This is a genomic window from Pseudomonas sp. CJQ_9, from assembly GCF_043106615.1.
Classification (GTDB): domain Bacteria; phylum Pseudomonadota; class Gammaproteobacteria; order Pseudomonadales; family Pseudomonadaceae; genus Aquipseudomonas; species Aquipseudomonas juntendi.
This window is the reverse complement of record NZ_JBICMS010000099.1, coordinates 38155-57778: the sequence shown is the minus strand read 5'-3', so window position 1 is coordinate 57778 and position 19624 is coordinate 38155. Positions and strand designations below refer to the sequence as shown.

Here is a 19624-nt window from a genome sequence, read left to right as displayed (position 1 = left end):
AATAGCAGGTCACGGACACATAGGAGAGACGCGCCCATCAATGGATCCACAGACGATTCGATAATCGCACAAATAGCGCTATTCATTGCGTAAATGCAGATTGACCACGCACGCGCATATGGCTCTAATGGATCCATTAAATAAAAACAAAACCTGGAGAGCCTTCATGTACCCGAAAAACACCTGGTACGTTGCCTGCACCCCTGACGAAATTGCCGACAAGCCCTTGGGCCGACAGATCTGCGGCGAAAAAATCGTGTTTTACCGTGGCCAGCACAACCGCGTAGCCGCTGTCGAGGACTTCTGCCCGCACCGAGGGGCGCCGTTATCCCTGGGCTACGTGGAGGACGGCAACCTGGTCTGCGGCTATCACGGCCTGGTCATGGGCTGCGACGGCAAGACGGTGTCGATGCCTGGCCAGCGCGTTCGCGGCTTTTCGTGCAACAAGGCGTATGCGGTCGTGGAGCGCCATGGCTTCATCTGGGTCTGGCCTGGCGACCAGGCGCAGGCCGACCCAGGGCTTATCCCGCACCTGGAATGGGCAGACAATGAAGAGTGGGCCTACGGCGGAGGGCTGTTCCACATTGGCTGCGACTATCGCCTGATGATCGACAACCTCATGGACCTGACCCACGAAACCTACGTGCATGCCTCCAGCATCGGCCAGAAGGAAATCGACGACGCCCCGCCCGTCACCACCGTCACCGGCGACGAAGTGGTCACCGCCCGGCACATGGAAAACATCATGGCCCCGCCCTTCTGGCGCATGGCACTGCGCGGCAACGGCCTGGCCGACGATGTACCGGTGGACCGCTGGCAAATCTGCCGCTTCACCCCACCCAGCCACGTTTTGATCGAAGTGGGTGTGGCACATGCCGGCAAGGGTGGCTACCACGCTGCAGCGCAGCACAAGGCCGCGAGCATCGTGGTCGACTTCATCACCCCGGAAAGCGACACCTCGATCTGGTACTTCTGGGGCATGGCGCGCAATTTTGCCGCGCACGACCAGAACCTGACCGCCGACATCCGCGAGGGCCAGGGCAGGATTTTCAGCGAGGACCTGGAAATGCTCGAGCGCCAGCAACAAAACCTGCTGGCCAACCCTGGGCGCAATCTGCTGAAGCTGAACATCGATGCCGGTGGCGTGCAATCGCGCAAGGTGCTGGAGCGGATCATCGCCAAAGAGCGTGCAGCACAGCCGCAATTGATCGCCACCAGCGCCACCCCTGCCTGAGGAGCCAACGACATGATCGATGCCATCGTGGTATCCCGTAGCGATGAAGCGCAGGGTATCTGCAGTTTCGAACTGGCCTCGGCAGATGGCAGCCTGCTGCCTGCATTCAGCGCCGGGGCCCACATTGACGTGCACCTGCCCGATGGCCTGGTGCGCCAGTATTCGCTGTGCAACCACCCGCATGAGCGCCACCGGTACCTGATCGGCGTACTCCATGACCCGGCTTCGCGGGGCGGCTCACGCAGCCTGCACGAGCAGGTGCAGGTCGGCGCACGGCTGCAAATCAGTGCGCCGCGCAACCTGTTCCCGCTGGCCGATGGGGCGCGGCGCAGCCTGCTGTTTGCCGGCGGCATCGGCATTACCCCGATCCTGTGCATGGCCGAGCAGTTGGCCCACAGTGGCCATGATTTCGAGTTGCATTACTGCGCCCGCTCCAGTGAGCGTGCCGCGTTCGTCGAGCGTATCCGCAACGCGCCCTTTGCCGACCGCTTGTTCATGCATTTTGACCAGCAGCCGGAAACGGCGCTGGACGCTGACCAGGTGCTGAGCAACCCGCAAGCTGACGTGCACCTGTATGTGTGCGGGCCGGGCGGGTTCATGCAGCATGTGCTGGGCAGCGCCAGGGAGCTGGGCTGGCAGGAGGCCAACCTGCACCGCGAGTATTTCGCAGCCGCACCCGCGGACGCCAGCAACGGCGGCAGTTTCTCGGTGCAGGTCAACAGCACCGGCCAAGTGTTCGAGGTGCAAGCCGACCAGACCGTGGTACAGGTGCTGGAGCAAAATGGCATCGAGATCGCCATGTCGTGCGAGCAAGGTATTTGCGGCACGTGCCTGACCCGCGTACTGCAGGGCACGCCAGACCACCGCGACCTGTTCCTGACCGAAGAGGAACAAGCCCTCAACGATCAGTTCACGCCTTGCTGCTCGCGCGCGAAAACACCGTTACTGGTGCTGGATATCTGAAGCGGCCAGCGCGCTGGGCAGGATCACCTGCATACCGGTGCCCGAGGGGTTTGCGCCGAAGGTTTCGGCATAGCGCAAGGTCGCATTGGCATGCTCGCGCATGATCGCTTCGGCGCGAGCACCCTGGCGGTTGACCAGGGCATCGAACACGGCATGGTGCTGCATGTGGGCGAAGTTGAAGCGCCGGTATTCACGGGCCAGGTCGTGGCGGTCTACCGCCAGCGCCGTGACCGAAGCAAATGGCAGGTGGTCGTTGCGCGCCAGCGCCACGGTAATGGCCGGGTTGTGGCTCGCTTCGATGATCACCTGGTGAAAGCGCATGTTCAGATCGTGGTAGGCCTGCAGGTCTTCTTCGGTCACAAAGCCCTTGTCGAACAGCTGGTCGCCCTCTACCAGGCACTGCTGCAGTGCCGCACGGGCTGGCGCGGCCAAGCCGCGCTCGGCAGCCTGGCGGGCGGCCAGGCCTTCGAGCACACCGCGCACCTCGACTGCACCGGCAATGTCATCGGCGCTCACCGAACGCACTTGAAAGCCCCGGCCGCCGAAGCGTACCAGCAGGCCTTCCTGTTCGAGCGTGCGAAAGGCCATGCGCACCGGCATGCGTGAAACGCCGAACAGTTCGGCAGTGGGAACTTCCATCAGGCGCTCGCCGGCCGCCAGCTCGCCTGAGGCGATCATCTTGCGCAACGCGACCAGCACCATTTGACCGGGCTTGCTCATCCAGGCAACTTCCAGGGAAACGAGCTGGCATCTTAGCGCAAGCCGGGCTCAGGTAGTCAGTGGCTCAGCGCATCGCAGACCGCCCCTGGGGCAGGCCTGGGTGAGCGCAGCAGTAGCAGGCACCCCGCCGCCAGCACGAACACACTGGCAAACACCCCGTACAAATGCAGCGGCTGCCAGCCGCTATCGAGCAGCACGCCAGCCACGGTGGGCGACACAATGGCGCCCATACGCCCGATGCCGATGCCCCACCCCACGCCGGTGGCGCGCACGGATGCGTCGTAGACCGCCGGCGACAAGGCATACAAGCCGGCCACGCAGCCGTTGGCGAACAGCCCGATCAACAGGCCCAGGGCCAATGCCGCGCTGGCCGAGGCCCCGTTGGCCACGAACAGCACCAGCAGCGCCGCAGTGGTCAGCATGAACAGGGCCAGCACGCGGGTAAGCGGCCAGCGCGAGGCCAGCCCGCCGATCAGCGCCGCGCCGAGGATGCCGCCCACGCTCAACAGAACACCGCCCGTAATGCCTTGCTGCGCGGACAGCCCGGCCGCCACCAGCAGCTTGGGGGTCCAGCTCATGACGAAGTAGAAACCGAACATGACCAGGAAGAACAGCAGCCAGATCACCAGCGTGGTCCGGCGCATGGCCGGCGCCAACAGTTGCCGGAAACCGCTGGCACTGCCATCCACCCTCGCCGCAAGCGCTGGCAGTTGCGCCAATGCCGGGTGGCCTAGCCTTACCGCCAAGCGATTGACCCGCACCAGGGCGTTGGCTGGCCGGCGTGCCAGCAGAAAGTCCAGCGACTCCGGCAACCACAACCACACCAGCGGTAACACGCAGACGGTGACGATGCCGCCGAACAGAAACACCGACCGCCAGCCCCACTGCCCCAGCAGCCACACCGCCAGCAAACCGCCCACCGTTGCCCCCAGGGCATAGCCGGTGGACTGCAGGCTGACCGCCAGGCCGCGCCAGCGTTTGCTGGCATATTCGCTGGCAATGACGTTGCTGCTGGCCAGGATGCCGCCAATGCCCAGGCCCGTCAGCCCACGCAACAGGGCCAGTTGCATCGGGCTCTGGCTCAACGCCGAGAGCAGCATGCCGACCCCCGACAGCACCAGGCACAGAAGGATCAGCGGGCGCCGCCCGAAACGGTCAGCCCAAGGTGCAATGAACAGCGAGCCCGCCGCCATGCCGAACAGGCCGGCACTGAGCAGCAAGCCCACCTGCGCCCCGTTGAGGTTCCACTCGGCAGACACCGAGGCAGCGGTAAAGGCCATGACCAGCACGTCGAAGCCGTCGATCATGTTGAGCAGGATGCATATGCCGATGGCCAGGCACTGAAAGCGCCCCATCGGGTCGTTGTCCAGGCGCTGCTTGAGGTCGGTATTCATAGCGCCACCTGCCGCTTTGCAGGTGGCACAACGGCAACGCACGCGCAGGCAAAGCGCAAGGAAACCTGACGGTTCCATACCCTGGAAAAGCCATTCATGACTGAACCCTTCTTGTAGTTGTCGGCGCATCAGGCTGGAGGGCTCCGGCCGATGTCAGGCGCTAATCAAACAAATAATGGATCCACAAACAATCCATAGTGCTGGCGCAAGCACGGCTCAGACCGGCAATGATGTTCTGAGTAGCCAAAAAACAAAAACTTAAATGTTTGTTATCAATACCTTACATACCCATGATCACCGTTAATTCACGTTCGTTTATCGAACAGATTCAGCAAATGGATCCATAATGATCACGGCGTTACCGCATAGGGCTGTCATCGCATTCGGCGCCATGAACAAATCTTCATATAGCGCCCCAGCGCCCTGACCATGCGGCGCACAGCGCAGGCCAGGCTACCGCCAGCCACCACCCGGCTTGAGGCCGCCGGGTGGGTTGCGTAGCATCCCCCGCCCGTTCGCGCGCCTGCACATCGGCGCGAAACCCGCACAAAAGAGCCCCGAATGCCGCAACCTATTCCCCTCAAGGACCACGAAAAGGAAAAGCACCTGGTCAACCGCCGGCTTCTGGCCTGCGCCGCCCTGGTCTTCAGCCTGTGTGCCGTGCTGGTGGGTCGGCTCTATGTGCTGCAGGTGCTGCAGCACGACCAGCAGAGTGCCGTGTCGGAAAACAACCGCGTGCATGTGCTGCCCATAGCCCCTGAGCGCGGGCTTATCTACGACCGCAACGGCGTGGTGCTGGCCGACAACAAGCCCAGCTTCGACCTGACCCTCACCCGCGAGCGGACCGGCGGCAATTCGGCCAAGGTGCTCGATACCCTGACCCAGGTACTGGGGCTGAACGAGGACGACCGCAAGCAGTTCGACAAGGACCTGCGTCGGGGCCGCAAGCCGTTCGAGCCGGTCACTTTGATAGTGGGGCTGAGCGAAGAGCAGATCGCCCTGTTGGCGGTCAACCAGTTCCGGCTGCCGGGCCTGGAGGTCGAACCACAGTTCATCCGCGAATACCCGCTGGGCGCGCATTTTGCCCATTCGGTTGGTTACGTGGGGCGCATCAACGAGAAGGAAGCCAAGGTGCTCGACAGCACCGAATACCGGGGCACCCAGTCGATTGGCAAGACCGGCATCGAGCGCTTCTACGAAAGCCAGCTGCATGGCCATGTGGGCTATGAGGAAGTCGAGACCAACGCCCAGGGCCGGGTGATGCGCGTGCTCAACCACAAGGCCCCGACACCCGGGCAGGACATCATGCTGACGCTGGACGCCCGCCTGCAAGTCGCTGCAGAAAAGGCCCTGGGCGACCGCCGTGGCTCGGTGGTGGTGCTGGACCCGGCCAATGGTGATGTGCTGGCCATGGTCAGCAACCCCAGCTTCGACCCCAACCTCTTCGTCAAGGGCATCAGCTTCAAGCAGTACGCACAATTGCGCGATTCGATCGACCGCCCACTGTTCAACCGCGTGCTGCGCGGCCTGTACGCGCCCGGCTCGACGGTGAAGCCGGAAGTGGCCATCGCCGGCCTCGACAGCGGCGTGATCACCCCCGGCAGCCGGGTGTTCGACCCGGGCTACTACGAGCTGCCCAACTATGCCCACAAATACCGCAACTGGAACCGCAGCGGTGACGGCTGGGTAGACATGTACACAGCCATCATGCGCTCCAACGACACCTACTTCTACGACCTGGCGCACAAACTGGGCATTGATCGCCTGCACGACTACATGGCGGAGTTCGGTCTGGGCCAGAAGGTGTCGCTGGACATGTTCGAAGAAGCCGCCGGCCTGATGCCTTCGGCCCAATGGAAACGGGCCACCCGGCGCCAGGCCTGGTTCCCTGGCGAAACACTGATCCTTGGCATCGGCCAGGGCTACATGCAGGTCACCCCGTTGCAGCTGGCCCAGGCCACCAGCCTGCTGGCCAGCAAGGGCGTGTGGCACCGCCCGCACCTGGCCATGACCGTAGGCGGCGATGCACCGGTCGACCCCCACCCAATGCCCGACATCGTGCTGCATGACAAGCACGCCTGGGACCAGGTCAGCCAGGGTATGCAAATGGTCATGCACGACCCGCGGGGTATCGCCCGTGCGGCCGCGGCCGGTGCGCAGTACCGGATTGCCGGCAAAAGCGGCACCGCACAGGTGGTGGCGATCAAGCAGGGTGAGCGCTACAACCGTGACAAGACACTGGAACGGCACCGCGACAATGCCCTGTTCGTCGGTTTTGCCCCGGCTGACCACCCGGCCGTGGTGGTGGCAGTGATGATCGAGAACGGCGAAGCCGGTGGCCGGGTGGCCGGGCCGGTGGTGCGTGAAGTGATGGACGCCTACCTGCTGGACGAACAGGGGCACCTGAAGCCCGAGTATGCGGGTGCCGTGCCACCGCGCACTACGCCGCATAGCTGATGCTGCTAGGGCCTGCCGGCTGGGGGCGCCCGTGCGTCAAGCCCAGCGCAGCCCCCTTCCCTCAGCGCTGCCCACCGGTGCTAGGCATCAGCGCTTAGGCATGATTCCACCCTGGCGTGACTTGGATGCGTGCCTTCCATGCTTCGATGTGGATGAACAAGGGAACTACTTTCACACTCGTGCTTTCTTAACCTCTGAGTGGTTTATTCCTTGGGCTTCACCCTTCTGGAGAACACGACATGCGCCACCTACTCATCGCCCCTGCGCTGCTGCTCCTGCTGCCTGCCGGCGCCGCACTGGCCCGCGTCGATGCGGGCGACGTCGCCACCTCGGCCGGTGTTTCCGCTTCGCTGTATTCCACCTTCAAAGATGACAAACGCATCATTCCAGCCCGCGACGAGCTTTCCGCATTCGTTGCCAGTGGGGGTGCGATTCGCGGCGCTTATGTCGAAGCCGCACTGGAACAGGCCCGCAAGGACCACCCAGGGCTACAGGCAGACGATGAAGAGCTGGCCAGGGCCATTCTGTCGCAGGATGACCGCATCGCTGATCGTTGAACCTCACTTGCACCTGCCTCTGCGTGAATCTACCCACGCCGGGGCCGGTGCAGGCTTGCCTCACCCCCAACCATCCATACGCATGGTCGCCCTGACCAGGCGCTGCTCCTCCTGTTCGATCTCCCGCAAGCTGTCGCGTATGCCATTGATGTGTTCGCGTGCCGCCCGTTGCGCCTGTTCCGGCGACTGCTCCATCACCGCGTGATACAAGCGTGCATGCTGGCGATCGATCTGGCGTTTCTGCGCCGGCCGGCAGTACAGGTTGTTGACTGACGCGAACACTGTGCTCAACGTCAGATCGCTCAGCGATTGCAGGGTGTGTACCAGCACGGGGTTGTGTGAGGCCTCGCTGATCGCCCGATGGAACGCGTGGTCGCGGCGCGCATGCTCACGGGCATCAATGGCCTCGGCGGCCTGGTGCGCCGCTAACATGTCCTCATAACGGCGGCGGATCAGCAAGCGGTCCACGTCGGTGGCGCGCAAAGCTGCGAGCCGGGCAGATTCGGCCTCCAGCAAGGCGCGTACCTCCAGCAAGTCGAACAATGTGCGCGGTTGTGAGCTGAACAGATGCATCAAGGGCGTGTGGCCCGTCTGCCCGGTGAGGTCGGCGACAAAGGAGCCGCGCCCGTGCTCGGTGTCGATGATGCCCCGCCCGCGCAGCACCCGCAGCCCCTCACGCAGTGCAGAGCGCGAACACCCCAGCTTCTCGACAAGCCGCCGCTCCGAAGGTAATGCCTGGCCCACCTTGAGCACGCCTTCGACAATCAGCCGCTCGACCCGCTCGGCCACCTGGTCGGCCACCTTCGCCTTGCCCTCATTCGCCATTGCGCACCCTCCTGCTGGTAGGACCACTTGCACACCCGCCTGCAATCAAGCCAAGCCAGGCCAGCAACGGCCAGTACCCAGCGGAAAAACTGGTAGGACCAGTGGCGAGCCCACTCGACCCAGACTAGCACCGCGCGCAGGCTGCAACCGTGACCGCCTTGCCAACAACAATAAAAAACCGTTGCCGAGTGAGCCAATGACCATTCTCTACGACGAACGCGTCGATGGTGCGCTGCCCAGCAGTGACCGCGAGGGACTGTTGCAGGCATTGCAGGCTGCCCTGCCCGACCTGCACGTTTTGCACCGTGAAGAAGACCTCAAGCCCTACGAGTGCGACGGCCTGTCGGCCTACCGCACCGTACCGTTGCTGGTCGTGCTGCCCGAACGCCTGGAGCAGGTGCAGGCGCTGCTCAAATTGTGCCATGAACGCGGCGTACCGGTAGTGGCGCGCGGCGCCGGTACCGGCCTGTCCGGTGGCGCCCTGCCGTTGGCCAAGGGCATTCTGCTGGTCATGGCGCGCTTCAACCGCATCCTGGAGGTCAACCCGCAAGGTCGTTTCGCCCGGGTGCAGCCCGGGGTACGCAACCTGGCCATTTCTCAGGCTGCAGCCCCCCATGGCCTGTACTACGCACCCGACCCTTCTTCGCAAATAGCCTGCTCCATCGGCGGCAACGTGGCTGAAAACGCCGGCGGGGTGCACTGCCTCAAGTACGGCCTGACCGTGCACAACCTGCTCAAGGTCGAAATACTCACCGTCGAGGGTGAACGCCTGACCCTCGGCAGCGATGCGCTCGATTGCCCTGGCTTCGACCTGCTGGCGTTGTTCACCGGCTCCGAAGGCATGCTCGGCATCGTCACCGAAGTGACCGTCAAGCTGCTGCCCAAACCGCAAGTCGCACGGGTGCTGCTGGCCAGCTTCGACAGTGTCGAGGACGCCGGCCGCGCCGTTGCCCAGATCATTGCTGCCGGGATCATTCCCGGCGGCCTGGAGATGATGGACAACCTGGCGATCCGCGCCGCCGAGGACTTCATCCACGCCGGCTACCCGGTGGAGGCGGCGGCCATCCTGCTATGTGAGCTGGACGGTGTCGAGGCCGATGTGCACGATGACTGCGACCGGGTCGCCGCCGTGCTGGCGCAAGCCGGCGCCCGCGACGTGCGGCTGGCCTGCGACGAGGCCGAGCGGGTGCGTTTCTGGGCCGGGCGCAAAAACGCCTTCCCGGCCGTGGGGCGCATTTCACCCGACTACTACTGCATGGACGGTACCATCCCACGCCGCGAGCTGCCGCGCGTGCTCAAAGGCATCAGCGACTTGTCCAGCGAATACGGCCTGCGCGTGGCCAATGTGTTCCATGCCGGCGACGGCAACATGCACCCGCTGATCCTGTTCGATGCCAACCTGCCGGGCGAACTGGAGCGCGCCGAGGCCATCGGCGGCAAGATTCTCGAACTGTGCGTGGCCGTGGGCGGCAGCATCACGGGTGAGCACGGGGTCGGCCGGGAAAAGATCAACCAGATGTGCGCACAGTTCAACAGCGACGAAATCACCTTGTTCCATGCGGTGAAGGCTGCGTTCGACCCCCAAGGCCTGCTCAACCCCGGCAAGAACATCCCTACCTTGCACCGCTGTGCCGAATTCGGCGCGTTGCACGTGCATCACGGGCAACTGCCTTTTCCCGAGCTGGAGCGCTTCTGATGAGCATGGACCACGACGACAGCCAGGCCCTGCTCGAACAGGTGAACCAGGCGCTGAACCAAGGGACGGCACTGCGCATTCAAGGTAGCGGCAGCAAGGCCATGCTCGGCAACCCGGTGGCGGCTGAGGTGCTGGACACCCGCCGCCACCGGGGCATCGTCAGCTACGACCCGACCGAACTGGTGCTGACCGCCCGCGCTGGCACGCCGCTGCGCGAAATCGAGGCAGCGCTGCACCAGGCCGGCCAGATGCTGCCGTGCGAACCGCCCCACCTGGGGCCTGATGCAACGTTGGGCGGCATGGTCGCGGCTGGGTTGTCCGGCCCCAGGCGACCCTGGGCGGGGTCGGTGCGCGATTACGTACTGGGTACACGCGTGGTCACCGGCCACGGCAAGCTGCTGCGCTTTGGCGGCGAGGTCATGAAGAATGTCGCTGGTTACGATGTGTCGCGCCTGATGGCGGGCAGCTTCGGTTGCCTGGGTTTGTTGACCGAGGTGTCGCTGAAGGTGTTGCCACGCCCGCGCCAGTGCTTGAGCTTGCGGCTGCCGATGGGCCGCCACGAGGCGTTGGCCGAACTCGCCCAATGGGGCCAGCAGCCGCTGCCGATCAGCGCCGCCTGCCACCACGGCGATGCCCTGTACCTGCGCCTGGAAGGCGGCGAGGGTTCGGTGCAATCGGCGCGCCTGCGGCTGGGCGGTGAGGCGCTGGACAGCCGGTTCTGGAGCGACCTGCGCGAACAGCGGATGGCCTTTTTCAACGGCCCGGCCCCGCTGTGGCGGCTGTCCGTACCCATCGCCTGTGGCGAGCTGGCAATGCCAGGCGAGCAATTGATCGACTGGGGCGGAGCCCAGCGCTGGCTCAAGTCTGACGCAGAGGCGCACAGCATTCGCGAGGCCGTTGCCAGGGTAGGCGGCCACGCGACCGCCTACACCCCCGGTGCGGCCAGCAGCCCGCCACTGCCCGCTGCGCTGATGCGCTACCACCAGGCGCTCAAGCAACAGCTCGACCCCCAGAGGGTATTCAACCCCGGCCGCCTGTACCCGGACCTGTGAGGCCAGACCATGCAAACCAAGCTCAGCGAAAACGCCCGCCGCCTGCCCCGCGCCGACGAAGCCGAAAGCATCCTGCGCGCCTGTGTGCACTGTGGTTTCTGCACCGCCACCTGCCCCACCTACCAGTTGCTGGGTGACGAACTGGATGGCCCGCGCGGCCGCATTTACCTGATCAAACAGATGCTCGAAGGCGAGCCGGTCACCGCCAGCACCCAACTGCACCTGGACCGTTGCCTGAGCTGCCGTAACTGCGAGTCCACCTGCCCGTCCGGGGTGCGCTACCACGACCTGCTGGACATTGGCCGTGCCGTGGCCGAGCAGCAGGTGCCGCGACCACTCGGCCAGCGCCTGCTGCGCCAAGGCCTGCGCGCAGTGGTCCCACGCCCGGCACTGTTCAAGGCGCTGACCCGCAGCGGCCAGGCCCTGCGAGCACTGCTACCGGCCACGCTCAAGGGCAAGCTGCCGGCATCGGTGACACCGCCCGGCGAGCGCCCAGCGCCGCGCCATGCCCGCCGGTTGCTGATGCTCGAAGGCTGCGTGCAGGCTGCGCTCTCCCCCAATACCAACGCCGCTGCCACGCGCCTGCTCGACCGGCTCGGGATCAGTGTGCAGCCGATCCGCCAGGCAGGCTGCTGTGGCGCCGTGGACTACCACCTCAACGCCCAGGCGCAGGGCCTGCAGCGTGCAAAGCGCAACATCGACGCCTGGTGGCCCGCCATCGAGGCGGGTGCCGAAGCCATCGTGCAAACGGCCAGTGGCTGCGGCGCGTTCGTGCGTGACTATGGCCATCTGCTGGCACAGGACCACCAGTACGCAGCCAAGGCGGCGCGCGTCAGCGCGCTGGCCCGCGACCTGGTAGAGGTGCTGGCTGCCGAGCCCGTCGAGCAGTTGGGCCTGTGCGCTGAACAGCGCCTGGCCTTTCACTGCCCCTGCACCCTGCAACATGCCCTGAAACTGGGTGGCGCGGTGGAGGCATTGCTGACCCGCCTGGGCTTCACCCTGACCGCCGTGCCCGATGGCCACCTGTGTTGCGGCTCGGCGGGCACCTATTCGCTGACCCAGCCGGACCTGGCCCTGCAACTGCGCGACAACCGCCTGAACGCGCTGGAAAGCGGCAAGCCGCACATCATCGCCACGGCCAACATCGGCTGCCAGACCCACCTCGCCGGAGCAGGGCGCACACCCGTCAGGCACTGGGTGGAAATCGTCGAAGCCGCCTTGCGGCCGGAGAACGCCCATGCATAGCAAACCCGTGATCGGCCTGGCCGAGGTTACTCGTGTGCTTGAGGCTGCGCGCCAGCATGCCTTGGCCGAACAGTGGCCTGTGACCATCGTGGTGGTCGACGACGGCGGCCACCCCCTGGCCCTGCACCGCCTGGATGGCTGTGCGCCAGCCAGTGCCTACATTGCCATGGAAAAGGCCCGAACCTCGGCGCTGGGGCGCAAGGAAACCCGTGACTACGAAGAAATGATCAATCGCGGGCGCACCGCATTCGTCACCGCACCATTGCTGACCTGCCTGGAGGGCGGTGTACCGCTGCAGGTGCAGGGCCAGGTGGTGGGTGCCATTGGCGTGTCGGGGGTCAAGCCCGACCAGGACGCTCAAGTGGCCAAGGCGGGCGCAGCAGCGTTGTGAAGGCTGCACAGAGGGTTGCCACTCGGGCAGACTCAGAATTCCCCTACAAAATGTTCGGACGCGTCTTACTTGCCGCCTCAGCGTCGAGAAAACAAGATCGGCGCAGCATGACCAGCCAGGGGAAACGCCGCATGCACCCGTACGCACGCTCCATTGCCGAACTGCGCAGCAGCCTGCGCGAAATGCTCGCCCATGACATCAGCAACCCTGATGACGACCCGCACCTGTCGGGGGTGATGTTCTTCTGCGCTACAGACGAACAGACCCGTTTGCTGATCGAGCGCATCGAGCTGCTGGCCAGCGAGGTGCTTTTCGACCCGAACGGGCGCGCCATTGCCGAGCACATGCGCGCGGCGGCAATCGACGGCGTATGCATCAAACGCAACCGCAAGGCGGCCACAGACGAAACCCAGATACGCATTGCGCTGGCGGGCAAAGGCTACATCACCATCAGCACCGCCCGGCTCTGACAGCCGTTGCGCAAGGCTCGCGGCCCGGGGCACACGGCGCAGCCAATCCGCTATCCTGTGGGCACCCCTGCTCCGGACCGCTCCATGGAACTGCACATTCGCCTGGATGGCCGCAAAGGCCTCACCGACCAGCTTTACCAGCAATTGCGCGCTGGCATCGACAGTGGCCACCTGGCAGCGGGTACCCAGCTGCCACCCACCCGTCTGCTGGCCGAACAACTGGGTGTGTCGCGCAAGACGGTAGCCGAAGCCTACTCACGCCTGACCTACGACAACCTGCTCAGCGGTGTGGTGGGCCGTGGTACATTCGTGACTCCGCGCCAGCCGCTGCGCAGCAGCGAACCTGCCGCCATCGCCCTGGCCGCCAGTGCATCGCTCGAACGCTGGCAAGCGCGCGCCACGGTGCTCAGCCAACGCCAGGCGCAGGCCCCTTCACGCTACGATTTCATCGGCGGCGTATCGAGCAAGGCCCAATTCCCCTTCGACCAGTGGCGCAGTTGCCTGAACTACGCCCTACGGCGCAGCCAGCGCCACCCCGAACGGCATTTTACGGCCCAGGGTTTGCCTGAACTACGCCAGGCCATCGCCCACCACATCGCCTACACCCGTGGCGTGCACTGCAGCGCAGCCGACCTGCTCGTGTGCAACGGCGCCCAGCAGGCCCTGGACCTGATCGCCCGCGTGCTGGTCGAGCCAGGTTGCCAGGTGGCCATGGAAGACCCCGGTTACCCACCGGCACGGCAGCTGTTCCTGGCCCTGGGCGCGCAGCTGCAGTCGGTACCGGTCGACGACCAAGGCCTGTGCGTGGAGCACATCGCCGACGGCACCCGGCTGATCTATGTCACGCCATCGCACCAGTTCCCGCTGGGCATGCCGATGAGCGAGGCGCGCCGGTACGCACTGCTGGCGCGGGCTGCGCAGCTGGGGGCGCTGATCATCGAAGACGACTACGACTGTGAATTCCGCTACCACGGGCCCGCTGCGGATGCCTTGCAGCGCCTGGACCGACAGGGGCTGGTGGCCTACGTGGGCACGTTTTCCAAGACCCTTTTGCCTGAGCTACGCCTGGGCTACGCCGTGCTGCCTCCTGCCGTACTGCAAGCCGCCTGCGTGGCCAAGCACCTCAGCGACTGGCACAGCCCCAGCTTGCTGCAGTGGGCCTTGGCGCGCTTCCTTGGCGAGGGCCACCTGCACAAGCACATTCGCCGTTGCCACGAGGTCTACAGCGCACGCCGCGAGCGCATTCTGGCGCGCCTGCATGGCGACCTGGCCCCTTGGTTCAGCGCGGTTCCAGCCAGCGCCGGCTTTCATCTGAGCGCTTTGGCCAGACCAGGGGTCGACGTGGAATTGCTGGCCAACCTGGCGCGCAAGGTCGAGGTCAGCCTATACCCACTGGCGCCGTTCTTCAGCGAGGCGCCTGCGCGGCAGGGCTTGCTGATGGGGTTCGGTGCCATTGAACTGCTGGATATCGACCCCGCACTGGATCGCGTGCGCGACACCCTGCAGCACCTCAACTGACCGGTGCCGCCTTGCCGGTTGCCGGGCGGGCGATGGCGGCCGAGTAACCGCGCGGGTTGAAAAAAGTGGTGACCCACAGCATGGCCAGCACGGTGACCGTCAACAGTGTCCACGACGCCTGGAAGTCACCACTGACATCCCGCAGCCAACCGGTGATGTAGGGCACGACCCCGGTAATGATGAAGCCGATGCCCTGCACAAATGCCGCCAAACTGCCCGCCTCGGCCGGCGTTTGCAAATGCTCCAGGGTCAGCGTAAGGCACTGGCTGAAGCAAGCGCCCAGGCCGAAACCGATCAGCGCCACCCATAGCCCCGGGGCCACGGTGGGGGCCAGTAGCAGGCCGAGAAAGCCGACCAGCTGAATTGCCAGCGCCAGGCACAAACCGGGGCGCCGGTCAGCATAGCGGCGCAGCAACAGCGGCAAGCCGAGCGCACCGGCCACCTGGAAAATGGTCATCAGGCCCACCAGGTCGGCGCCACCCTGGGCGCTGCCGCCGTGTTCGGTGTGGTAGGCCGGCAACCACGCCACCATGCTGGTGTAGCCGCCATTGATCAAGCCGAAGTACAGGGCCAGCAACCAGGCACGGCGCGTGCTGAACCAGTGCCCACTGGATGCCCCTGCCAGCTTCGCTGTGCCATGGCGGGGCCGCAGCACGGCCCAGGCCAGCAACGCCAGCACGGCCGGCACCGCCCACAGGCCCAGGCCGGCCTGCCAGTGGCCGAAGTGCGCACTGATGTGCGGGCCCAGCACTGCCGCCAGGCCACCACCACTCATCAGCGCCGCCGAATACAGGCCCATGGCCGCCGCCAGGCGGCGGGGGAACCAGCGGTTCACCAGCCCCGGCATCATGCCCTGTACCACCGCCACGCCCAGGCCAGCGACTACCGCACTGGCGATCAGTGCCCAGGCACTGTCCAACTGCAGGCGCCACAGGCAAGCCACGGCAATCGCCGCCAGGCCACCCAGCATACCGCCATGCTCGCTGAGCCAGCGCCGTAGCCACGGCTGCAGCAACGGCACCAGGCCCATGCAGAGCACCGGCAATGCGGTCAGCAGGGCTGCCTGCTGGTAGCCCAGGCCGGTACTGGCGCGCATGGGCTCAAGCAAGGGGCCGATACTGGTCAGGATCGGCCGCAAGTTCAGGGCCAGCAACATCACCAGCAACAGATTCAGCGCAGGTCTCATGGTCGTTCGTTTCTCTTCGTGCAAGGTCGACCATTATCCCGGCTTGGCTGGCTACGCAGAAATGAAGAGATTGGATGCCTGTCAGTGGCCAGCTGAATGACATTGGCCTCCTGCGCAAGCGTGCAATTGGCTATCGGGGTGGCCAATCAGCGGCGCTACAGTAGCGCCATCACCCCCCACATCCTCATTGGAGACAGCCATGCACAACCGTATCGAATGGGCCAAGCACGCGCCCGAAGCCTACAAAGCCATGGTCGGCCTGGAACAGGCGCTGGCCAGGTGCGGCCTGGAAAACTCGTTGCTGGAACTGGTACGCCTGCGCGCCTCGCAGATCAACGGCTGCGCCTATTGCGTCAACCTGCATGCCAACGATGCGCGCAAGGCCGGTGAGACCGAGGCACGCCTGCAAACACTGTGCGTGTGGCAGGAAACCGCCTACTTCACCCCGCGTGAACGGGCAGCACTGGCCTGGCTCGAGAGCCTTACCCGCCTGCCTGAACAGGGTGCGCCGCAGGACGAATACGAAGCCCTGCTGCAGCACTTCGAGCCGGCCGAGGTGGTCAACCTGACCTTGGCGATCGCCACCATCAATGCCTGGAACCGCTTCGGGGTGGGCTTCGCCATGGTGCCGGCGGGCTGAGTGTTGGCGCGGTGGCACCCGCGCCAGGGTCGGCACTGGCCAAGATCAGCGCCCGGCCAATCGCGCGCGGTAGCTACCGGGGCTCTGCCCGGTCCATTTCTTGAACGCCCGGTGGAACGCGCTGGGCTCCTGAAAGCCGGCCTGCTCGGCGATCTCGGCAATGCTCAACACGCCTTCGCGCAAGCGCTCGAAAGCCATCGCCCGGCGTACCTCGTCCTTGATCTGCTGGTAGGAGCGCCCCTCGCGCTCCAACTGCCGGCGGAAGGTGCTGGCACTGATACCCTGCTGCTGTGCCAGCGACGCCAACGTTGGCCACTGTCCATAGCCCCGCGCCCGTAAATGCCGGTACACCTCGGCCACCAGGCCGTTCTGGTTGCGAAAGCGGATTACCAGCCCCTGCGGTGCGCTGTGCAGGAAGGTTTTCAGTGCCGCCACGTCTTGGACCACCGGCAGGCGCAGGCAGGCACTGTCGAACTCCACCTCGGTACGCCCGCTGCCCAGGCGCAGGTCCGGCCCCCACAACAGCAGGTCATCCTCCTGGGCTGGGCGTGCCACTGCCAGTTCGGTCCGGTCAATCGCCACCCTGCGCCCGCCCAGCCAGCACAGCAGGCCGACCATCAGCACCAGGTAGGTTTCCTCGGCGTACACCCGCGTCAACGGGTCGGCGATGCTCGACTGCACGCTGATCAGCGCCCGCCCACCGCGCACGGTCAGGCTGCCGCGCAGATCGTGCAGGAACAGGCCAAAGCCTGCCAGGCACTGGCGTAGGGCCTTTTCCAAGTTGGGTTCCAGGATCAGGCCCCGACAGATCAGGGCGAAACTGCCCAACGGCATGCCATGGCTGTCGAGGCGGAAGAACTCATCGTCCAGGCGCCGGATCATTGCCAGCCACAGCTCGGCAAAGGCCCGGGCCGGCACCCGCGCCTGCGGCTGGTCGAGCAGGTGCGGGTCGATGCCCACCGCACGCAAATGCGCGTCACGCTCGGCGGGGCAATCGCGCAGCGCATGCAGCATGGCGTTGAGGAAGTACACGGCGACCGAATCGCTATCGCGCATGGCGGTGTTCGCTGTCTATGCTGAGTGGCAAAAAGTGCCAGGTTGTTTGAACAGTTCCGGCATAGGCTGCAACAGAGCCTTTGCCTAGACTCGGACCCACTTCGGGACCTCGCCGGCCATTCTCGCAGAGCCTGGCCCAGTCCCGCCATGCCTATGCAATCGGAGCCTCTATGAGCAGCGCAGAAATCTACGTCGTCAGTGCCGTCCGTTCAGCCATCGGTGGCTTTGGCGGCTCCCTCAAGGACCTGCCGCTGGCCGACCTGGCCAGCGCCATCACCCGCGCCGCCATCGAGCGCTCGGGGCTGGCCGCCGAACAGGTCGGCCACGTGGTAATGGGCACGGTGATCCCTACCGAACCCCGTGATGCCTACCTGGCGCGGGTTGCGGCCATGAACGCCGGCATCCCCAAGGAAACGCCGGCATTCAATGTCAACCGCCTGTGTGGCTCGGGCCTGCAGGCCATTGTTTCGGCAGCCCAAGGGCTGCTGCTGGGCGACACCGACGTGGCCATTGCCGCTGGCGCCGAGTCCATGAGCCGCGGCCCTTACCTGCTGCCGCAGGCGCGTTGGGGCGCGCGGATGGGTGACTTGCAAGGCATCGACTACACCGTCGGGGTATTGCACGACCCCTTCCAGCACTTCCACATGGGCATCACCGCCGAGAACGTCTCGGCCAGCCAGGGCATTACCCGCGAAATGCAGGACGAGCTGGCCCTGACCAGCCAGCGCCGGGCCGCTCGCGCCATTGCCGAGGGCCGCTTCACCAGCCAGATCGTGCCGTTGGAACTCAAAACCCGCAAAGGCAGCGTGCAATTCAGTGTCGATGAGCATGTGCGCGGTGAGGTCACCGCCGAGCAACTGGCCGGCATGAAACCGGTATTCAAGAAAGACGGCACCGTCACTGCCGGCAACGCCAGTGGCATCAACGACGGCGCTGCTGGCCTGGTGCTGGCCAGCGGTGACGCGGTGCGGCGCCTGGGCCTCAAGCCACTGGCCCGGCTGGTAGGCTACGCACATGCCGGGGTGGAGCCCGAGTTGATGGGCCTGGGGCCGATCCCGGCCACCCGCAAAGTGCTGGAAAAGACCGGCCTGAAGGTGCAAGACCTGGACGTGATCGAGTCCAACGAAGCCTTCGCCGCCCAGGCTTGCGCGGTGGCCCGCGAACTGGGCTTCGACCCGGAAAAGGTCAACCCCAACGGTTCGGGCATTTCCCTGGGCCACCCGGTGGGTGCCACCGGGGCGATCATCGCCACCAAGGCCATCCATGAATTGCAGCGCATTCAGGGCCGCTACGCCCTGGCCACCATGTGCATTGGTGGTGGCCAAGGCATCGCCGTGGTCTTCGAGCGGGTTTGAGGGAACTGAAAGATGAACATTGAACAGATCGCCGTGATCGGCGCCGGCACCATGGGCAACGGCATCGCCCAAGTGTGCGCGGTGGCAGGCTACCAGGTGTTGCTGGTGGACGTGGCCGACGCCGCCTTGGAGCGCGGTGTGGCAACGCTGGGCAAGAACCTCGAGCGCCAGGTCAGCAAAGGGACCCTCGCCGCCGAGCAGGCAGCGGCCGCCAGAACCCGGATCCGCACCAGCACCGACTATGGCCAGCTGGCAACGATGCAGATGGTGATCGAAGCGGCCACCGAGAACCTGCAGCTCAAGCAACGCATCCTGCAGCAGGTGGCAATCAACGTGACCGCCGATTGCCTGATCGCGACCAATACCTCATCGCTGTCGGTGACCCAGTTGGCCGCCAGCATCGAGCACCCTGAACGCTTCATTGGCGTGCACTTTTTCAACCCGGTGCCGATGATGGCGCTGGTCGAGATCATTCGTGGCCTGCAGACCAGCGACAGTACCTACGCCCAGGCATTGCTGGTGACTGAAAAGCTGGGCAAGACGCCGATCACTGCTGGCAACCGGCCGGGCTTCGTGGTCAATCGCATCCTGGTGCCGATGATCAACGAGGCGATATTCGTGCGCCAGGAAGGACTGGCCAGCGCCGAGGACATCGACACCGGCATGCGCCTTGGCTGCAACCAGCCGATCGGCCCGCTGGCGCTGGCCGACCTGATCGGCCTGGACACCTTGCTGGCGATCATGGAGGCCTTCCATGAGGGCTTCAACGACAGCAAGTACCGCCCTGCCCCGCTGCTCAAGGAAATGGTGGCGGCCGGCTGGCTGGGGCGCAAGAGCGGCCGCGGCTTCTTCACCTACTGAGGCT

18 protein-coding genes are annotated in these 19624 nt (G+C 65.2%); 13 read left to right on the top strand and 5 right to left on the bottom strand.

Features of this window, described 5'->3' with window-relative positions; all coding sequences use genetic code 11:
* Nucleotides 1-166: 166 nt before the first annotated feature.
* Together ACF8SD_RS21215 and ACF8SD_RS21210 are read left to right on the top strand one after the other, a co-directional pair.
* Nucleotides 167-1234 carry a Rieske 2Fe-2S domain-containing protein gene (locus tag ACF8SD_RS21215; protein ID WP_392484476.1) on the top strand — a complete coding sequence of 356 codons (1068 nt, stop codon included), beginning with the start codon at nucleotides 167-169 and terminating at the stop codon, nucleotides 1232-1234.
* Between the two features lie 12 nt (nucleotides 1235-1246).
* Nucleotides 1247-2197 carry a PDR/VanB family oxidoreductase gene (locus ACF8SD_RS21210; RefSeq protein ID WP_392484475.1) on the top strand — a complete coding sequence of 317 codons (951 nt, stop codon included), beginning with the start codon at nucleotides 1247-1249 and terminating at the stop codon, nucleotides 2195-2197.
* Here ACF8SD_RS21210 and ACF8SD_RS21205 read toward each other — a convergent pair.
* Both ACF8SD_RS21205 and ACF8SD_RS21200 read right to left on the bottom strand, forming a co-directional pair.
* Nucleotides 2177-2917 (bottom strand): GntR family transcriptional regulator, encoded by a 741-nt coding sequence (locus ACF8SD_RS21205; RefSeq protein WP_392484474.1) that lies wholly within the window; start codon nucleotides 2915-2917, stop codon nucleotides 2177-2179. The genes ACF8SD_RS21210 and ACF8SD_RS21205 overlap by 21 nt on opposite strands.
* A 56-nt stretch (nucleotides 2918-2973) precedes the next feature.
* Nucleotides 2974-4311 carry an MFS transporter gene (locus ACF8SD_RS21200; protein ID WP_392484473.1) on the bottom strand — a complete coding sequence of 446 codons (1338 nt, stop codon included), beginning with the start codon at nucleotides 4309-4311 and terminating at the stop codon, nucleotides 2974-2976.
* Between the two features lie 561 nt (nucleotides 4312-4872).
* Here ACF8SD_RS21200 and mrdA point away from each other — a divergent pair.
* Both mrdA and ACF8SD_RS21190 read left to right on the top strand, forming a co-directional pair.
* Nucleotides 4873-6768, top strand: coding sequence for a penicillin-binding protein 2 (mrdA, locus tag ACF8SD_RS21195; protein WP_392484472.1), 1896 nt, complete (start codon nucleotides 4873-4875; stop codon nucleotides 6766-6768).
* Between the two features lie 239 nt (nucleotides 6769-7007).
* Nucleotides 7008-7325, top strand: coding sequence for a DUF2388 domain-containing protein (locus tag ACF8SD_RS21190; RefSeq protein WP_009686497.1), 318 nt, complete (start codon nucleotides 7008-7010; stop codon nucleotides 7323-7325).
* Between the two features lie 60 nt (nucleotides 7326-7385).
* Here ACF8SD_RS21190 and glcC read toward each other — a convergent pair whose 3' ends face one another.
* The gene (gene glcC / locus ACF8SD_RS21185; protein ID WP_392484471.1) at nucleotides 7386-8150 is read right to left on the bottom strand and encodes a transcriptional regulator GlcC; all 765 of its coding nucleotides are present in this window, start codon (nucleotides 8148-8150) and stop codon (nucleotides 7386-7388) included.
* 196 nt (nucleotides 8151-8346) lie between these two features.
* Between glcC and glcD the strand changes: the two genes are divergently transcribed.
* The 6 genes from glcD to ACF8SD_RS21155 all read left to right on the top strand — a co-directional run bounded on the left by glcD (nucleotide 8347) and on the right by ACF8SD_RS21155 (nucleotide 14522).
* Entirely contained in the window at nucleotides 8347-9846 is a 1500-nt protein-coding gene (gene glcD / locus ACF8SD_RS21180; RefSeq protein ID WP_392484470.1) for a glycolate oxidase subunit GlcD, read from the top strand.
* Nucleotides 9846-10898: a glycolate oxidase subunit GlcE gene (gene glcE, locus ACF8SD_RS21175; RefSeq protein WP_392484469.1), complete on the top strand. Its 1053-nt coding sequence runs from the start codon at nucleotides 9846-9848 to the stop codon at nucleotides 10896-10898. Before glcD ends, glcE begins: the two co-directional genes overlap by 1 nt.
* Before the next feature lie 9 nt (nucleotides 10899-10907).
* Nucleotides 10908-12143, top strand: coding sequence for a glycolate oxidase subunit GlcF (glcF, locus tag ACF8SD_RS21170; RefSeq protein ID WP_392484468.1), 1236 nt, complete (start codon nucleotides 10908-10910; stop codon nucleotides 12141-12143).
* The gene (locus ACF8SD_RS21165) at nucleotides 12136-12534 is read left to right on the top strand and encodes a heme-binding protein (protein WP_392484467.1); all 399 of its coding nucleotides are present in this window, start codon (nucleotides 12136-12138) and stop codon (nucleotides 12532-12534) included. The genes glcF and ACF8SD_RS21165 overlap by 8 nt, the downstream gene beginning before the upstream one ends.
* A gap of 131 nt (nucleotides 12535-12665) precedes the next feature.
* Nucleotides 12666-13004 (top strand): hypothetical protein, encoded by a 339-nt coding sequence (locus ACF8SD_RS21160; RefSeq protein ID WP_033691133.1) that lies wholly within the window; start codon nucleotides 12666-12668, stop codon nucleotides 13002-13004.
* Nucleotides 13005-13088: 84 nt separating this feature from the next.
* On the top strand, nucleotides 13089-14522 hold the full coding sequence (locus ACF8SD_RS21155; protein WP_392484466.1) for a PLP-dependent aminotransferase family protein: 1434 nt from the start codon (nucleotides 13089-13091) through the stop codon (nucleotides 14520-14522).
* Here ACF8SD_RS21155 and ACF8SD_RS21150 read toward each other — a convergent pair.
* A complete protein-coding gene (locus tag ACF8SD_RS21150; protein WP_173888610.1) occupies nucleotides 14515-15708 on the bottom strand; it encodes a CynX/NimT family MFS transporter in 1194 nt (397 codons plus the stop codon). The two genes, ACF8SD_RS21155 and ACF8SD_RS21150, sit on opposite strands and share 8 nt — an antisense overlap.
* Before the next feature lie 199 nt (nucleotides 15709-15907).
* Here ACF8SD_RS21150 and ACF8SD_RS21145 point away from each other — a divergent pair, with 199 nt between their 5' ends.
* Nucleotides 15908-16348: a carboxymuconolactone decarboxylase family protein gene (locus ACF8SD_RS21145; protein WP_173888608.1), complete on the top strand. Its 441-nt coding sequence runs from the start codon at nucleotides 15908-15910 to the stop codon at nucleotides 16346-16348.
* 45 nt (nucleotides 16349-16393) lie between these two features.
* Here the strand turns inward: ACF8SD_RS21145 and ACF8SD_RS21140 are convergent, their stop codons facing one another.
* Nucleotides 16394-17404, bottom strand: a complete 1011-nt coding sequence (locus ACF8SD_RS21140; RefSeq protein ID WP_173888607.1) for an AraC family transcriptional regulator — start codon at nucleotides 17402-17404, stop codon at nucleotides 16394-16396.
* Between the two features lie 170 nt (nucleotides 17405-17574).
* Here ACF8SD_RS21140 and ACF8SD_RS21135 point away from each other — a divergent pair, with 170 nt between their 5' ends.
* Nucleotides 17575-18759, top strand: coding sequence for an acetyl-CoA C-acyltransferase family protein (locus ACF8SD_RS21135; RefSeq protein WP_173888605.1), 1185 nt, complete (start codon nucleotides 17575-17577; stop codon nucleotides 18757-18759).
* A gap of 12 nt (nucleotides 18760-18771) precedes the next feature.
* Nucleotides 18772-19620, top strand: coding sequence for a 3-hydroxybutyryl-CoA dehydrogenase (locus ACF8SD_RS21130; protein WP_173888603.1), 849 nt, complete (start codon nucleotides 18772-18774; stop codon nucleotides 19618-19620).
* The last annotated feature ends 4 nt before the right edge of the window (nucleotides 19621-19624 follow it).

Coding starts and splice junctions, on each gene's coding strand:
- ACF8SD_RS21205 (WP_392484474.1), bottom strand. CDS start 2,917: ATGAGCAAGCCCGGTCAAATGGTGCTGGTCGCGTTGCGCAAGATGATC.
- ACF8SD_RS21215 (WP_392484476.1), top strand. CDS start 167: ATGTACCCGAAAAACACCTGGTACGTTGCCTGCACCCCTGACGAAATT.
- glcE (WP_392484469.1), top strand. CDS start 9,846: ATGAGCATGGACCACGACGACAGCCAGGCCCTGCTCGAACAGGTGAAC.
- ACF8SD_RS21160 (WP_033691133.1), top strand. CDS start 12,666: ATGCACCCGTACGCACGCTCCATTGCCGAACTGCGCAGCAGCCTGCGC.
- ACF8SD_RS21140 (WP_173888607.1), bottom strand. CDS start 17,404: ATGCGCGATAGCGATTCGGTCGCCGTGTACTTCCTCAACGCCATGCTG.
- ACF8SD_RS21155 (WP_392484466.1), top strand. CDS start 13,089: ATGGAACTGCACATTCGCCTGGATGGCCGCAAAGGCCTCACCGACCAG.
- glcC (WP_392484471.1), bottom strand. CDS start 8,150: ATGGCGAATGAGGGCAAGGCGAAGGTGGCCGACCAGGTGGCCGAGCGG.
- ACF8SD_RS21130 (WP_173888603.1), top strand. CDS start 18,772: ATGAACATTGAACAGATCGCCGTGATCGGCGCCGGCACCATGGGCAAC.
- ACF8SD_RS21200 (WP_392484473.1), bottom strand. CDS start 4,311: ATGAATACCGACCTCAAGCAGCGCCTGGACAACGACCCGATGGGGCGC.
- ACF8SD_RS21190 (WP_009686497.1), top strand. CDS start 7,008: ATGCGCCACCTACTCATCGCCCCTGCGCTGCTGCTCCTGCTGCCTGCC.
- glcF (WP_392484468.1), top strand. CDS start 10,908: ATGCAAACCAAGCTCAGCGAAAACGCCCGCCGCCTGCCCCGCGCCGAC.
- ACF8SD_RS21165 (WP_392484467.1), top strand. CDS start 12,136: ATGCATAGCAAACCCGTGATCGGCCTGGCCGAGGTTACTCGTGTGCTT.
- ACF8SD_RS21210 (WP_392484475.1), top strand. CDS start 1,247: ATGATCGATGCCATCGTGGTATCCCGTAGCGATGAAGCGCAGGGTATC.
- glcD (WP_392484470.1), top strand. CDS start 8,347: ATGACCATTCTCTACGACGAACGCGTCGATGGTGCGCTGCCCAGCAGT.
- ACF8SD_RS21145 (WP_173888608.1), top strand. CDS start 15,908: ATGCACAACCGTATCGAATGGGCCAAGCACGCGCCCGAAGCCTACAAA.
- ACF8SD_RS21135 (WP_173888605.1), top strand. CDS start 17,575: ATGAGCAGCGCAGAAATCTACGTCGTCAGTGCCGTCCGTTCAGCCATC.
- ACF8SD_RS21150 (WP_173888610.1), bottom strand. CDS start 15,708: ATGAGACCTGCGCTGAATCTGTTGCTGGTGATGTTGCTGGCCCTGAAC.
- mrdA (WP_392484472.1), top strand. CDS start 4,873: ATGCCGCAACCTATTCCCCTCAAGGACCACGAAAAGGAAAAGCACCTG.